This window comes from Isoptericola sp. F-RaC21, from assembly GCF_038593535.1.
Lineage (GTDB): Bacteria > Actinomycetota > Actinomycetes > Actinomycetales > Cellulomonadaceae > Isoptericola.
In genome coordinates, this window is record NZ_JBCFYX010000002.1 from 901,396 (window position 1) to 915,183 (window position 13,788).

At 75.6% G+C, this 13,788-nt stretch carries 16 protein-coding genes; 15 read left to right on the forward strand and 1 reads right to left on the reverse strand.

Translation table 11 applies throughout. From position 1 onward, the window contains the following. Positions 1-38 precede the first annotated feature (38 nt). From AAG589_RS09585 to AAG589_RS09645, 13 genes are all read left to right on the forward strand, one after another. On the forward strand, positions 39-1,142 hold the full coding sequence (locus AAG589_RS09585) for an amidohydrolase family protein (protein WP_430566995.1): 1,104 nt from the start codon (positions 39-41) through the stop codon (positions 1,140-1,142). 196 nt (positions 1,143-1,338) lie between these two features. Beyond that, on the forward strand, positions 1,339-1,758 hold the full coding sequence (gene rpsP / locus AAG589_RS09590; protein WP_430566996.1) for a 30S ribosomal protein S16: 420 nt from the start codon (positions 1,339-1,341) through the stop codon (positions 1,756-1,758). After that, positions 1,758-1,997, forward strand: coding sequence for an RNA-binding protein (locus tag AAG589_RS09595; RefSeq protein WP_380245361.1), 240 nt, complete (start codon positions 1,758-1,760; stop codon positions 1,995-1,997). The genes rpsP and AAG589_RS09595 overlap by 1 nt, the downstream gene beginning before the upstream one ends. 181 nt (positions 1,998-2,178) lie before the next feature. Beyond that, positions 2,179-2,745 carry a ribosome maturation factor RimM gene (rimM, locus tag AAG589_RS09600; RefSeq protein WP_430566997.1) on the forward strand — a complete coding sequence of 189 codons (567 nt, stop codon included), beginning with the start codon at positions 2,179-2,181 and terminating at the stop codon, positions 2,743-2,745. A 1-nt stretch (position 2,746) separates the two neighbouring features. Next, positions 2,747-3,568: a tRNA (guanosine(37)-N1)-methyltransferase TrmD gene (gene trmD, locus AAG589_RS09605; RefSeq protein ID WP_430566998.1), complete on the forward strand. Its 822-nt coding sequence runs from the start codon at positions 2,747-2,749 to the stop codon at positions 3,566-3,568. A 171-nt stretch (positions 3,569-3,739) separates the two neighbouring features. Beyond that, positions 3,740-4,099 (forward strand): 50S ribosomal protein L19, encoded by a 360-nt coding sequence (gene rplS / locus AAG589_RS09610; protein ID WP_430566999.1) that lies wholly within the window; start codon positions 3,740-3,742, stop codon positions 4,097-4,099. Positions 4,100-4,292: 193 nt separating this feature from the next. Continuing rightward, the gene (gene lepB / locus AAG589_RS09615) at positions 4,293-5,114 is read left to right on the forward strand and encodes a signal peptidase I (RefSeq protein WP_446719698.1); all 822 of its coding nucleotides are present in this window, start codon (positions 4,293-4,295) and stop codon (positions 5,112-5,114) included. Between the two features lie 71 nt (positions 5,115-5,185). Next, complete coding sequence (locus AAG589_RS09620) at positions 5,186-6,007, forward strand: ribonuclease HII (protein ID WP_446719720.1); 822 nt, start codon at positions 5,186-5,188, stop codon at positions 6,005-6,007. Beyond that, positions 6,004-6,303, forward strand: coding sequence for a DUF2469 domain-containing protein (locus AAG589_RS09625; protein ID WP_013838354.1), 300 nt, complete (start codon positions 6,004-6,006; stop codon positions 6,301-6,303). Before AAG589_RS09620 ends, AAG589_RS09625 begins: the two co-directional genes overlap by 4 nt. A 142-nt stretch (positions 6,304-6,445) precedes the next feature. Then, positions 6,446-6,805, forward strand: coding sequence for a YraN family protein (locus AAG589_RS09630; RefSeq protein ID WP_430567000.1), 360 nt, complete (start codon positions 6,446-6,448; stop codon positions 6,803-6,805). After that, on the forward strand, positions 6,805-8,340 hold the full coding sequence (locus AAG589_RS09635) for a YifB family Mg chelatase-like AAA ATPase (RefSeq protein WP_430567001.1): 1,536 nt from the start codon (positions 6,805-6,807) through the stop codon (positions 8,338-8,340). The genes AAG589_RS09630 and AAG589_RS09635 overlap by 1 nt, the downstream gene beginning before the upstream one ends. Then, entirely contained in the window at positions 8,333-9,658 is a 1,326-nt protein-coding gene (gene dprA / locus AAG589_RS09640; protein ID WP_430567002.1) for a DNA-processing protein DprA, read from the forward strand. Before AAG589_RS09635 ends, dprA begins: the two co-directional genes overlap by 8 nt. Positions 9,659-9,752: 94 nt before the next feature. Continuing rightward, a complete protein-coding gene (locus AAG589_RS09645; RefSeq protein ID WP_430567003.1) occupies positions 9,753-10,700 on the forward strand; it encodes a tyrosine recombinase XerC in 948 nt (315 codons plus the stop codon). A gap of 24 nt (positions 10,701-10,724) precedes the next feature. On the opposite strand, the gene AAG589_RS09650 is transcribed toward AAG589_RS09645, so the two are convergent. Then, entirely contained in the window at positions 10,725-11,366 is a 642-nt protein-coding gene (locus AAG589_RS09650) for a murein hydrolase activator EnvC family protein (protein ID WP_430567004.1), read from the reverse strand. 542 nt (positions 11,367-11,908) lie between these two features. On the opposite strand from AAG589_RS09650, the gene rpsB reads away from it, so the two are divergent. Further along, a complete protein-coding gene (gene rpsB, locus AAG589_RS09655; RefSeq protein WP_430567005.1) occupies positions 11,909-12,814 on the forward strand; it encodes a 30S ribosomal protein S2 in 906 nt (301 codons plus the stop codon). Between the two features lie 115 nt (positions 12,815-12,929). After that, positions 12,930-13,769, forward strand: coding sequence for a translation elongation factor Ts (gene tsf / locus AAG589_RS09660; RefSeq protein ID WP_430567006.1), 840 nt, complete (start codon positions 12,930-12,932; stop codon positions 13,767-13,769). Positions 13,770-13,788 lie beyond the last annotated feature (19 nt).

The following is a 13,788-nucleotide window of genomic DNA, read 5'->3' on the forward strand; positions in this document are numbered from 1 at the left end:
GTCCGCGGCTCGGCACCACGACTCGGTAACCTTCGACCATGTCTGCCCCGCACGTCCCGCTGCACGTCACCGGCCACGTCCTGCTCGGGCACGACCGCGACGTCGGCGAGATGTGGGTGCGCGACGGGCGCGTCAGCCTGACCCGGCCGTCGCCGCAGGGCAGCGCCACCCGCGAGCTCGAGGGGTGGGTGCTGCCCGGCCTGGTGGACGTGCACTGCCACGTCGGCCTCGGCCCCGACGGCGCCGTCGACCACGAGACGGCGGAGGCCCAGGCGGTCACCGACCGTGACTCCGGCGTCCTGCTCGTGCGCGACGCGGGCTCGCCCGTGGACACGTCCTGGGTCCAGGAGCGCCCGGACCTGCCGCGGCTCGTGCGCGCCGGCCGGCACCTGGCCCGCCCCAAGCGGTACCTGCGGGGCTTCGGGCTCGAGCTCGACGACGTGGGCGCGCTCCCCGCCGCGGTGCGCGCGCAGGCGCGCGACGCGGACGGCTGGGTCAAGCTCGTCGGCGACTGGATCGACCGCGAGGCCGGCGACCTCGCCCCGCTCTGGCCCCGTGCCGTCCTCACCGAGGCGGTCGCCGCCGCGCACGCCGAGGCGGCGCGCGTCACGGTCCACGCCTTCTCCCAGGAGGTCGTGCCCGACCTCCTGGCCGCAGGGGTGGACGGCATCGAGCACGGCACCGGCGTCGTGGGGCCGCTCGTGGAGGAGGTCGCGGCCCGACGGATCCCGGTGACGCCCACGCTGCTCCAGGTCGCCCGGTTCGAGGAGATCGCCCGGCAGGCGGAGGGCAGGTACCCGGCGTACGCGGCGCGGATGCGGCGCATGCACGCGCGTCGGTACGAGCACGTGCGGGCCCTGCACGAGGCCGGCGTCCCGCTGCTGGTCGGCACCGACGCCGGCGGGTCCCTCGGCCACGGGCGCATCGTCGACGAGTGCGCCGAGCTCGTCGCGGCGGGCATCCCCGCCGCCGACGTCGTCGCGATGGCGACGTGGCGGGCGCGCGAGCTGCTGGGCTTCGGGGCGCTCGTCGAGGGCTCCAGCGCCGACCTCGTGGTGTACCCCGCCGACCCGCGCGAGGACATCGAGGTGCTGAGGTACCCGACCGCCGTGGTGCTGCGCGGGCAGGTCGTGCGGGGCTGACGCCTGCGGCGCCGCCGGGGAGAGGTGCGTCACCGAGGTTGGAGCGGGCGCGCCGGGTCTGGCACAATGTCCGGGTACTCGGCGTGCCCAGGCCCCTCTCTCCTGCGCAGGTCGCGTTCCTGACCTCCGGACACCGCCAGGACCCCACCCGGCGGCGCGTGAGGTCGCCCCACCAGAACCAGGAGACACCACCACAGTGGCCGTCAAGATTCGTCTGAAGCGCCTCGGCAAGATCCGGGCCCCGTTCTACCGCGTCGTCGTGGCCGACTCGCGCTCCAAGCGCGACGGTCGCGTGATCGAGGAGATCGGGAAGTACCACCCGACCGAGGAGCCGTCGTTCATCGAGATCAAGTCCGAGCGGGCGCAGTACTGGCTCGGCGTCGGCGCGCAGCCGACCGAGCAGGTCGCCGCGCTGCTCAAGATCACCGGTGACTGGCAGAAGTTCAAGGGTCTTCCGGGCGCCGAGGGCACCCTCAAGACCAAGACCGTGAAGGCCGACAGCGCCGCCGCGGTCGAGGCCGTCGCCGCCGAGGCCGAGAAGGCCAAGGCGAAGGCTGCCGAGAAGAAGGCCGAGGAGCCGGCGGCCGAGGCCACCGAGGCTGAGGCCGAGGCCTGATGCTCGCCGAGGCCCTCGAGCACCTGGTGCGCGGCATCGTGGACAACCCGGACGACGTCCGGGTGGCCGCGCGGACGCAGCGCCGGGGCGACCTGCTCGAGGTGCGGGTGCACCCGGACGACCTCGGCCGCGTGATCGGCCGGGGCGGACGGACGGCGAAGGCGCTGCGCACGGTGGTCGGCGCGCTCGCGACGGACGGCCCCGTGCGGGTCGACGTCGTGGACGTCGACCGGCGCTGACGCGTGCCGCACCCGCTGCCGTAGCTCCGACGAGGCCCGGTCCTCGGTCACCACGACCGGGGCCGGGCCTCGTCGCGTCCGGGGCGTCGACCGCCGCCGGACGAGGTAGTGCGAGACGTGGCGAGGTAGTTCGGACCCCCGCGAGGTAGTCCGGCCTCGTGAGGACGAGACAGGAGACGAGATGCAGCTGGTGGTCGCACGCGTCGGGCGGGCGCACGGGCTCAAGGGCGAGGTCGGGCTCGACCTGCGCACCGACAATCCCGAGGACCGGCTGGCCGTCGGACTCACCCTCGCGACGGAGCCGGCGTCGGCGGGTCCGCTGACCGTGACGGGTGCGCGGGTGCACCAGGGGCGGTGGCTCGTGACGTTCGCCGAGGTGGCCGACCGTACGGCGGCCGAGGCGCTGCGCGGCGTGGAGCTCGTCGTCGAGGCGGACGTCTCCGACGAGGAGGACGCCTGGTACCCGCACGAGCTGCAGGGGCTGCGCGCCGAGCTCGAGGACGGGACGGTCGTCGGCGAGGTGACCGGCCTCGAGCACCTGCCGGCGCACGACGCCCTCGTCGTGCGGGAGACGGGCGGCGAGCGCACGCTCGTCCCGTTCGTCCGCGCCATCGTGCCCGTGGTCGACGTCGCCGGCGGGCGGGTCGTCCTGACGCCCCCGGGCGGGCTGCTCGCGCGGGACGCGGCGTCCGTCGTCGTCGACCGGGCCGACGCCGAGCAGGACGGCGCCGAGCGGGACGAGGACTGACGTGCGCGTCGACGTCGTCTCGATCTTCCCCGACTACCTCGCCGCGCTGGACCTCTCGCTGGTCGGCAAGGCGCGCCGGGCGGGGCTGCTCGACCTGCGGGTGCACGACCTGCGGGACTGGGCCACCGACCGGCACCGGACGGTCGACGACACCCCGTTCGGCGGGGGCGCGGGCATGGTCATGAAGCCGGACGTCTGGGGCCGGGCCCTCGACGACGTGCTGCCCGAGGCCGGGGGCGGGCACCTGGTGGTGCCGACCCCGTCGGGCGACGTGTTCACGCAGCGGCACGCGGAGGCGCTGGCCACCGAGGAGCACGTGGTGATCGCGTGCGGGCGGTACGAGGGCATCGACGCGCGCGTCGCCGAGCGGACGCGCGCCGCCGGCCACCGCGTGAGCGAGCTCTCCATCGGCGACTACGTGCTCAACGGCGGCGAGGTGGCCGCGCTCGTGATGATCGAGGCGTTCGGGCGGCTGCTGCCGGGCGTCGTCGGCAACCCGCACTCGCTGGTCGAGGAGTCGCACGGCGCGGCCGGACTGCTGGAGTACCCGGTCTACACGAAGCCGCCGGAGTGGGAAGGCCTCGAGGTGCCCGAGGTGCTGCTGTCCGGGCACCACGGGCGGATCGAGCGCTGGCGCCGCGACCAGGCGCTGGAGCGGACCGCCGCGCGCCGCCCCGACATGGTGGCCGCGCTCGACCCCGCGGCGCTCGACAAGGCCGACCTGGCCGTGCTCGCCGGCCTGGGCTGGGAGGCGCGTGACGGACGGCTCAGGCGGGCGGCGGAGGACGAGCCGGGACCTGCGCCGGGACGTATGGCAGAATAGGGCGCTGGTGTGTTCGCCGACCCGGCCTCTGCCACAGGGGAGGTCACGACGGGCTGCTGGTCAGCCCGCCCGGTCGAGGAGCCGACGCACCCACCGAAACGTCAGACACCGCGCGCCCTGCGGGCGCGCCACGATCTTGCTCCTGACCTGTGGCAGGGCGGGGAGAGAACCATGCACACGCTCGACTCCGTCGACGCAGCCTCGCTGCGCTCCGACGTCCCGGACTTCCGCGCCGGCGACACCGTCAAGGTCAACGTCAAGGTCGTCGAGGGCAACCGCTCGCGCGTCCAGGCGTTCCAGGGCATCGTCATCGCGCGCCAGGGCGGCGGCGTCCGCGAGACGTTCACCGTCCGCAAGATCAGCTTCGGCGTCGGCGTGGAGCGCACGTTCCCCCTGCACGCCCCGACCATCGACTCCATCGAGGTCGTCTCCCGCGGCGTCGTCCGCCGGGCGAAGCTGTACTACCTGCGCAACCTGCGCGGCAAGAAGGCGAAGATCCGCGAGAAGCGCGAGACGCCGACCTCGAAGTGAGGCCGTGCGTCGTGACGCACCGCGTCGCGACACGCTGAGACGCACCGGACGGGCGGTCCTGCCACACGGCAGGGCCGCCCGTCCGTCGTCTCCGGAGGCTTGGCGTCGCGCGTCCCTGGAGGCGCTCTGAGGGTCGTCTGGGGGTCCGGCTGCGGGTTTCGCCCTGGACGGTGGCGAGTGAAAGAGTGAGGTCGTGGCAGACTCCGATCCCGTGACCGACCGGCCGAGCGCACGCGAGCCCCGTCCCCACGACCCCGCGGGCGCGGGCTCCGGCGACGGTGCCGAGGGCTTCGACGCGGTGGTCGGCGGGGGCCGCCCCGCCCCCGCCGAGGGCCCCGCCCCGAGCCGCGGGCTCGGCGTCCTGCGCGAGACCGCGATCATCGTGGTCAGCGCCCTGGTGCTGTCGTGGCTGATCAAGACGTTCCTGGTGCAGGCGTTCTACATCCCCAGCGGGTCGATGGAGGACACGCTCGAGATCGGGGACCGCGTGATGGTCTCCCGCATGGTGCCGGACGTGTTCGACGTCCACCGCGGCGACATCGTGGTGTTCAAGGACCCGGGCGGGTGGCTGCCGCCGTACGAGCCGCCGGAGCGGACCCCGGTCGGGCAGGCGGTGACGAACGTGCTGACCTTCGTGGGGCTGCTGCCGCAGGAGACCGGCGACCACCTCATCAAGCGGGTCATCGGCACGCCGGGCGACCACGTGACGTGCTGCGACGACCAGGGCCGCGTCAACATCAACGGCGAGCCGATCGACGAGGAGCAGTACATCAAGCCGGGCTCGGTGCCGAGCCAGGACCCCTTCGACAAGACCGTGCCCGACGGCATGCTGTTCGTCATGGGGGACAACCGGCAGAACTCGGCCGACTCGCGGTACAACACGGGCAAGCCCGGAGGCGGGTTCGTGCCGATGGACAACGTCGTCGGGTCCGCGTTCGCCACGGTGTGGCCGCTGGGCGACGCGACGTTCCTGCGCAATCCCGGCGACGTCTTCGCGAAGGTCCCGGAACCGTGACGTCGCTGGTCGAGCGGGGAACCGAGCAGGACGCCACGCAGCCCGTCCGCGGCGCCGCGGGCCCGGAGACGGTGCGGCGCCCGACGCCGCCGCGGCGGCGCGCCGCGAACGGGGGCGCCAAGCAGCGGCGCAGCCCCACGCTGCGCCACGAGCGCGCGCTGCTCACGGGCGGCGCCCGGCTGGTCGCCGGCATGGACGAGGTGGGCCGCGGGGCGCTGGCCGGCCCCGTCAGCGTGGGCGTCGTCGTCGTGGACGCCGCCACGCGGACCGCGCCCCAGGGGCTGACCGACTCGAAGCTCCTCACCCCGGCGGCGCGGGTGGCGATGGTGCCGCAGCTGCAACGCTGGGGCGTCGCGTGGGCCGTCGGGCACGCGGGGCCCGCGGAGATCGACGCGCACGGCATCGTGGCCGCGCTGCGGCTCGCCGGGAGGCGCGCGCTGGCGCAGGTGCGGCGGACTTGCGGCGACGTGGACGTCGTGCTGCTCGACGGCTCCCACGACTGGCTGAGCCGGGCCGACGTCGACCTGTTCGAGGCCGCGGCGCTCGATCCTCTCGGGCCCGAGGCCCCGGAGCCGGGCGTGCGCACGCTGGTGAAGGCCGACCTGCAGTGCTCCTCGGTCGCGGCCGCGAGCGTGCTCGCCAAGGTGGAGCGCGACGGCCTGCTCGTGCGCCTCGCGCGCCAGTACCCGGCCTTCGCGTGGGACCAGAACAAGGGCTACTCGGCGCCGGCGCACCTGGACGCGCTGCGCCGGCACGGCCCGACGCCGCAGCACCGGCGGTCGTGGAACCTGCGGGCGCTCGCCGACGACGCCGTTGAGGCGCCGGCGCCTCCCGCCGCCACGCTCGACGCCGGGCTCGCCGACGTGACAGCCGATGGGAGGATGGCCCCGTGAGCGCCGAAGACCTCGAGAACTACGAGACCGAGATGGAGCTCGCGCTCTACCGCGAGTACCGCGACGTGGTGGGCCTGTTCTCGTACGTCGTGGAGACGGAACGGCGGTTCTACCTCGCCAACCAGGTGGACCTGCAGGTGCGGTCCGCCGCGGGCGAGGTCTACTTCGAGCTGCGGCTCGCCGACGCGTGGGTGTGGGACGTGTACCGCTCCGCGCGGTTCGTGAAGTCCGTGCGCGTGGTGACGTTCAAGGACGTCAACGTCGAGGAGCTGGCGAAGGCGGAGCTCGCGCTGTAGCGCGTACGCAGGGACGAGCCGAGGCGCCCGTAGGTGCCGATGCTGCCCACAGGCCCGGGCGCGTCCCCTCGGTCCACAGGCGCCGGTCCCGAGGCCGGTGCGCCGTCCCCCGCGGGGCGAGGCTTCCCGCGGAGGTGGTTCGATGCGGGCGAAGGACGCCGTCGGGCGGTACGGGGAACGGGTGGCCGCGCGCCACGTCGAGGCGCAGGGCCTGGAGGTGCTCGAGCGCAACTGGCGGGGGACGGGCGGTGAGCTCGACCTGGTCGCCCGGGACGGCGACACGCTGGTCGCCGTCGAGGTCAAGACCCGGCGCGGCACCGCGTTCGGCCACCCGGCGGAGGCCGTCACGAGCGCCAAGCTGTCCCGCATCCGGCGCCTCACCGGCCAGTGGCTCGCGGAGCACCGCGACGTGCGCTGCCGCGAGATCCGGGTCGACGTGGTGGCCGTGGTGCTGCCGCGGGCGGGCGCCGCGCAGGTCGAGCACCTGGTGGGGGTGATCTGATGGGGCTCGGGACGACGGCGGCCGTCGCTCTGACCGGGCTGACCGGCCACGTCGTGGAGGTGCAGGCGCAGCTCGCGGCCTCGGTGCCGGGGTTCACCCTGGTGGGGCTGCCCGACACGGCCCTGAACGAGTCGCGCGAGCGCGTGCGGGCCGCGGTGCTGTCCACGGGCATCAAGTGGCCGCACCGCAAGATCACGGTCAACCTGTCGCCCGCCTCGCTGCGCAAGTCGGGCTCGTCGTTCGACGTCGCCATCGCGATCGCCGTGCTGGCGGGGGACGGCGTGGTGCCCGCCGCCGGGCTGGACCGGGTGGTGCACCTGGCGGAGCTCGGGCTGGACGGCCGGCTGCAGCCCGTGCGGGGCGTGCTGCCCGCGGTCGCCGCGGCGGTCGAGGCGGGCTGCCGGGACGTCGTGGTGGCGACCGGGGACGCGGACGAGGCCCGGCTGGTGCCGGGCGCGCGGGTCCACGCGGCGTCGTGCCTCGCGGAGGTGGTGCTGCTGCACGGCGGCGAGCTCGCGGAGCCGCCGCTGCTGGACCCCGTGCGTCCCATGCGGCCGGCGGTGCCTCGCCGCTCGGCGGGGGACCTCGCGGAGGTCGTGGGGCAGTCGCAGGCACGGACGGCGCTCGAGGTGGCGGCCGCGGGCGGGCACCACCTGCTGCTGGTCGGGCCGCCGGGCGCGGGCAAGACCATGCTCGCCGCCCGGCTGCCGGGCATCCTCCCGGACCTCACGCCGGCCGAGGCCGTCGAGGTGACGTCCGTGCACTCCGTGGCCGGGACGTTCGACCCCGGGAACGGGCTCCTGACCCGGCCGCCGTTCGAGGACCCGCACCACACGGCCACCCCGGCGGCGATCGTCGGCGGGGGCAGCGGCCTGGCCCGGCCCGGAGCGGTGTCCCGGGCGCACCGCGGCGTGCTCCTGCTCGACGAGGCGCCCGAGTTCCCGTCCCGCGTGCTGGAGACGCTGCGCCAGCCGCTCGAGCAGGGGGAGCTGGTGCTGCACCGTTCCGGGGGAGCCGCGCGCTACCCGGCGCGCTTCCAGCTGGTGCTGGCGGCGAACCCCTGCCCGTGCGGCATGGCGTCGGTGAACAAGGGGCTGGACTGCGCCTGCACGCCCACGGCGAAGCGGCGGTACTTCGGCCGGCTCTCCGGGCCGTTGCTCGACCGCGTCGACCTGCAGGTGGAGGTGCTGCCCGTGACCCGGGCGGAGCGCACGGCCCGGTCGGAGGGCGAGTCGTCGGCGACGGTCGCGGGCCGGGTCGCCGCGGCGCGGGCCGCGGCCCGGGAGCGGCTGGCGGGCACGCCCTGGTCGACGAACGCGGAGGTGCCCGGCCGGTGGCTGCGCGAACGGTCGCGGGCCCCGGGAGTGCTGCGGCCGATCGAGCAGATGGTCGACCGGGGCCTGCTGAGCCTGCGCGGCGCGGACCGCGTGCTGCGCATCGCGTGGACGCACGCCGACCTCGCCGGGCGCGCCGAGCCGACCAGCGACGACGTGTCCACGGCCGTGACGATGCGGACGAGGGGGACTCATGCCTGAGCGCGCCCCAGAGCAGGCCCGTGGGCAGGGCATGGCCACGACGCGGCCGGACGCCCCGGCGGGGCTGGCCTTCGACGCGGGCGACCCGGTGCTCGCCCGCGCCGCGTGGAGCAGGCTGGCGGAGCCGGCGGACGCGGTGGCCGGCACGCTCGTCGCACACCTGGGCGCCCCCGCGGCGCTCGAGTGGGTGGTCGAGGCAGTCCGTGACCCGGCGCGAGCCCTGCGGGGGTCGGCGCTCGAGCCGCTGGGCAGCGAGGTGGCGGCCGACCGCCTGATGGAGGCGGTGGCCCGCTGGGCACCGCGGCTCGACCGGCTCGACCCGCGGCGGGAGCTCCGCGTGCTCGAGCGGCTCGGCGGCACGCTGCTGGTCCCCGACGACCCGCGCTGGCCGGAACGGCTCGCCGTGCTGGGGGCGGAGGAACCGTTCGCGCTGTGGGTGCGGGGCGAGCCCGACCTCGCCGCGCTGACGGAGCGGTCGGTCGCGCTCGTCGGGGCGCGGGCGTCCAGCGCCTACGGGGACCACGTGGCTGCGGACCTCGCCGCGGGGGTGGCGGACCGCGGCTTCACCGTCGTGTCGGGCGGCGCCTACGGGATCGACGCCGCCGCCCATCGCGGCGCGATCGCCGGCGACGCCCCCACGGTCGCTGTGCTCGCCGGGGGCGTGGACCGCTTCTACCCGCCGGGCAACCAGGACCTGCTGCGTCGCCTGGCGGACGGCGCGGGGGCGGTGGTGAGCGAGGTGCCGCCCGGGTCTGCCCCGTTCAAGCAGCGCTTCCTCGCCCGCAACCGGGTCATCGCCGCCGCGTCGTGCGCGACCGTCGTGGTGGAGGCCGCGTGGCGGTCCGGGGCGCTGTCGACGGCGCGGCACGCGACGCGGCTGCTGCGCCCGCTCGGCGCGGTCCCCGGGCCGGTGACGTCGGGAACCTCGACCGGGTGCCACGCGCTCCTGCGCGACGGGTCGGCGGTCTGCGTGACGGACGCCGCCGAGGTCGCCGAGCTCGCTGGTCCGTACGACGGCACGACGGGCGATGGGCCCGGGCACGAGGAGACGGCCGGGGCCGGCCGTGCCGTCCGAGCCGTGGCCCGCCGGCGGATCCCCGCGGAGGTCGCGGCGCTCGGGGAACGGGCCCGGCAGGTGTGGGACGCGCTGCCCGCCCGCACGAGCGCGGGCCTGGACGCGCTGGCCCGCACCGCCGGGCTCGCGCCGGCCGAGCTGCTCGTGGGGCTCGGCGCGCTCGAGCTGCACGGGCACGTCGTCCAGGAGGGCGGCCGGTGGCGCAGGGACCGGCGCGACGGCGGCCGGGCCCGCGGCCGTTAGGGGCACCGGGGTGCGGTGGCCTGCCGCGGGGTGCTGGCTCGACACGCGCGCCGCCTCACCCGCCCCCACGCGGCGCAGGGGCACACTGACCTGGATGGACACCGATCCGGACCTGCCGCCGCTGCCGGCGCCGCTCGCGGAGGCGCTGGCACGTTTCGACGAGTACCTCGAGGTCCAGCGCGGGCACTCGGCGCACACGCGCCGCGCGTACCGCGCGGACGTGGGGTCGCTGCTGCGGTATGCGGTGCGGCACGGCGTCGACGGGCTGCCGGGGGTGGACGTCGCCGTGCTGCGCGGATGGCTCGCCACCCAGTCGGAGCGCGGGCTGGCGCGCGCGACCATCGCCCGCCGCGGCGCCGCGGCGCGGACCTTCCTGCGGTGGGCGTACCGGGTCGGCCTGGTCCAGGCGGACCCGACGGCCCGCCTCGCGAGCCCCAAGGTGCCGAGGACGCTGCCCACGGTGCTCAGCGCGGACGCGGCGGCAGCCCTGCTCGACGCGGCCCGTGAGGCGGCGCACGCCGCGGAGCCCGACGACCGCCCGGCGGCGCTGCGCGCGTGGGCCGCGGCGGAGCTCCTGTACGGCAGCGGGATCCGGGTCGGGGAGCTGGTGCAGGTCGACGTGCCCGCCGTCGACCTCACGGAGCGGCTGGTGCGCGTGCTCGGGAAGGGCGGCAAGGAGCGCGTCGTGCCGTTCGGCGTGCCGGCGGCGCGCGCCGTCTCCGAGTGGCTCGCGCACGGCAGGCCGGCGCTGGTGCAGCCGACGTCCGGGGCCGCGCTCCTTCTCGGGGCGCGCGGCGGGCGCTGGGGCCAGCGGCAGGTCCGCGACGCGGTGCACGCGCTCGCGGCGCGGGCCGGCGTGGAGGACGTCGCCCCGCACGCGCTGCGGCACTCCGCGGCGACGCACCTGCTCCAGGGCGGCTCCGACCTGCGGTCCGTGCAGGAGGTGCTGGGGCACTCCGATCTCGGCACCACGCAGCGATATACGCACGTGGACGACGAGCGGCTGCGCAAGGTGTTCGTGCAGGCGTTCCCGCGCGCCTGATCGTGGTGGCCCGGAGGCCGCGGCTCAGGGGCCGCCGGGCAGCAGCACGATCGGCGGCGCGTCGCCGAGCAGGGCGAGCGGGTCGAGGTACACCTCGCCGCGCAGCACGCCCCAGTGCAGGCACCCCGTGGGCGCGCAGTGCCCGGGGACGGCGGCGAGCGTCCCCACGACGTCGCCCGCGGCCACCGCGTCCCCGCGGCGCACGGAGGCGGTGACGGGTTCGAAGGTCGAGCGCAGCCCGTCGGGATGCGTGACCACCACGACCGGCTTGTCGGCGACCTGCCCGGCGAACGACACGACGCCGGCGGCGGGGGACCGCACCTGCGCGCCGGCGGCGGCCGCGAGGTCGACGCCGCGGTGACCGGCCCCCCACGCCTCGGCGGGCGGGTCGAAGGGGTGCGCGACCTCGCCGGGCACGGGTCGCTCCCAGCCGCCGTCGGCGGGCTTCGAGACCGCCGGCGCGACGCCGGCGTCCGCGGACACCGGCGTCGCGCCGGCGAGGGACCCCGCACCCGTCACCGCGACGGTGACCGCGACGACCGAGACGACGAGCGACCTGGCGTGCCGGACGGCGGCACTCGTGGCGCGGACCATGACACCGTGGTCCCGGTCGGGTGACGGGCTGCCGCCCGGCGAGATGCGAGCGGGCGTGGTGCGAGGGGTCATGCGGACACCCTGGCGCGGCGATGACCTGCACCTCGGCGCGGCGATGACACCTGTGGACGGCGCGCTCCTGGGGGCAGCGTCACTCCCGTCGGGGGTCGCGGGGACGTCGTCGGCCGAGGGCGACCCGCGGCCGTGGCGGGGCCGGCGGCCCGTGGGCCCGGAGGCCCGGAACCGTCGGGTAGACTGGCTGCCGCGATCGGCTTGTGCCTCGCCTCCCCGAATCCTTCCGGTGGATCCCTGCGGACCGTCCTCGGCGTCCCGCGGGCCCGGCCGGTGCGGGGGAGCGGGATCGGGTCGGTCGACATCGCGCGTCACGTACGCGCCTCGCGCCCGGCCCGCCGGGTGCAGGGTGCGGCCGCGTCGGCAGCGGTCCGTCCCCGGTCCCCGGGAACGGTGCCGGCCCGGCGTGACGCCAGGGGTGCCGGGCCAGATGCCCGTCACCGACGAACCGAGTACCGCGACCGGCCACCTGCTCCTGCAGCCCGGTCGCCCGACGCGCGTGCAGCCCGGAGGATCCGGCGCACGCGGCGAAAGGACGTGTCATGGCCGTCGTGACCATGCGCCAGCTCCTCGAGAGCGGTGTCCACTTCGGACACCAGACCCGCCGTTGGAACCCGAAGATGAAGCGGTTCATCTTCACGGAGCGCAACGGCATCTACATCGTCGACCTCCAGCAGTCGCTGTCGTACATCGACCGCGCCTACGAGTTCGTCAAGGAGACCGTCGCCCACGGCGGCAGCATCCTGTTCGTCGGCACGAAGAAGCAGGCGCAGGAGCCCGTCGCCGAGCAGGCCGCCCGCGTCGGCATGCCGTACGTGAACCACCGTTGGCTCGGTGGCATGCTCACCAACTTCACCACCGTGCACAAGCGTCTCCAGCGCCTCAAGGAGCTCGAGGAGATCGACTTCGACGACGTCGCCGCCTCCGGCCTGACGAAGAAGGAGCTCCTCGTCCTGCGTCGCGAGAAGGACAAGCTCGCGCGCACCCTGGGCGGCATCCGTGACATGGCCAAGACGCCGTCGGCCGTCTGGATCGTGGACACGAACAAGGAGCACCTCGCCGTCGACGAGGCCCGCAAGCTGGGCATCCCGGTCGTCGCGATCCTCGACACCAACTGCGACCCCGACGTCGTCGACTACGCGATCCCGGGCAACGACGACGCGATCCGCTCCGTCACGCTGCTCACCCGCGTGATCGCGGACGCCGCCGCCGAGGGCCTGCTGCAGCGCCACTCGGGCAAGAAGGGCGAGGCTGCCGAGACCACCGAGGCCGAGCCGCTGGCCGAGTGGGAGCGCGAGCTCCTCGCCGGCGCCGAGGCCGCGCAGACCGAGGCCCCCGCCGCCGAGGCGGCCCCGGCCGAGGCCGCCGCCGAGGCGACCGAGGCGGCTCCGGCTGCCGAGGAGACGCCTGCCGCCGAGGGCGAGCAGGACGCCGAGAAGTCCGAGTGAGTCCTCGCGGGCCGGTCGCCCTCGGGTGACCGGCCCGCGGACCCGCCGCACGACCCATTCCGCCCGGCGCCCCGACCGGGGCCGGGCGGACCTCGAACCAGCACGGAGGACATCCATGGCGAACTACACCGCCGCTGACATCAAGGCGCTGCGCGAGCGCACCGGTGCCGGCATGCTCGACGTCAAGAAGGCGCTCGACGAGGCCGACGGCAACACCGACCAGGCGATCGAGATCATCCGCAAGAAGGGTCTGGCCCGCGCCGCCAAGCGCGAGGGCAACGCGACCACCGAGGGCCTCGTGGCCGTCAAGGTCGTCGACTCCGCGGACGGCCAGGTCGCCACGATGATCGAGCTCGACGCCGAGACGGACTTCGTCGTCAAGAACTCGACGTTCATCGCGCTGGCCGACACGGTCCTCGAGGCCGTCGCCGCCGCCGGTGCCACCGACGCCGAGTCCGGCCTCGCCGCCCCGGCCGCCGAGGGCACCGTGGCCGACACCATCGCCGCCCAGGGCGCCACGATGGGCGAGAAGGTCGTGCTGCGTCGCGTGGCCCGCCTCGAGGCCCCGAAGGTGACGACCTACCTGCACAAGACGGCCAAGGACCTGCCGCCGTCGATCGGCGTGCTCGTCGCCACTGACGACGCGGCCGAGCCCGTCGCCAAGGACGTCGCGCAGCACATCGCCGCGCTCGCCCCGAAGTACCTGTCCCGCGAGGACGTCCCGGCGGACGTCGTCGACAAGGAGCGCGAGATCGCCCGCGAGGTCTCGATCGCCGAGGGCAAGCCCGAGGCCGCGCTGCCGAAGATCGTCGAGGGCCGCCTGAACGGCTTCTTCAAGGACGCCGTGCTCGTGGACCAGCCGCTGGCCAAGGACACGAAGACGACCGTCGCCAAGCACGTCGCCACCACCGGCGGCACCCTGCTCGGCTTCGTCCGCTTCCGCGTCGGCAGCTGACGCTCACTAGCGTCCAGGC

What these genes read in the sequence shown, in the direction of transcription:
- AAG589_RS09585 (WP_430566995.1), top strand. Translation starts at nt 39, where the DNA reads ATGTCTGCCCCGCACGTCCCGCTGCACGTCACCGGCCACGTCCTGCTC.
- AAG589_RS09595 (WP_380245361.1), top strand. Translation starts at nt 1,758, where the DNA reads ATGCTCGCCGAGGCCCTCGAGCACCTGGTGCGCGGCATCGTGGACAAC.
- rimM (WP_430566997.1), top strand. Translation starts at nt 2,179, where the DNA reads ATGCAGCTGGTGGTCGCACGCGTCGGGCGGGCGCACGGGCTCAAGGGC.
- rplS (WP_430566999.1), top strand. Translation starts at nt 3,740, where the DNA reads ATGCACACGCTCGACTCCGTCGACGCAGCCTCGCTGCGCTCCGACGTC.
- AAG589_RS09630 (WP_430567000.1), top strand. Translation starts at nt 6,446, where the DNA reads ATGCGGGCGAAGGACGCCGTCGGGCGGTACGGGGAACGGGTGGCCGCG.
- AAG589_RS09635 (WP_430567001.1), top strand. Translation starts at nt 6,805, where the DNA reads ATGGGGCTCGGGACGACGGCGGCCGTCGCTCTGACCGGGCTGACCGGC.
- dprA (WP_430567002.1), top strand. Translation starts at nt 8,333, where the DNA reads ATGCCTGAGCGCGCCCCAGAGCAGGCCCGTGGGCAGGGCATGGCCACG.
- AAG589_RS09645 (WP_430567003.1), top strand. Translation starts at nt 9,753, where the DNA reads ATGGACACCGATCCGGACCTGCCGCCGCTGCCGGCGCCGCTCGCGGAG.
- AAG589_RS09650 (WP_430567004.1), bottom strand. Translation starts at nt 11,366, where the DNA reads ATGACCCCTCGCACCACGCCCGCTCGCATCTCGCCGGGCGGCAGCCCG.
- rpsB (WP_430567005.1), top strand. Translation starts at nt 11,909, where the DNA reads ATGGCCGTCGTGACCATGCGCCAGCTCCTCGAGAGCGGTGTCCACTTC.
- tsf (WP_430567006.1), top strand. Translation starts at nt 12,930, where the DNA reads ATGGCGAACTACACCGCCGCTGACATCAAGGCGCTGCGCGAGCGCACC.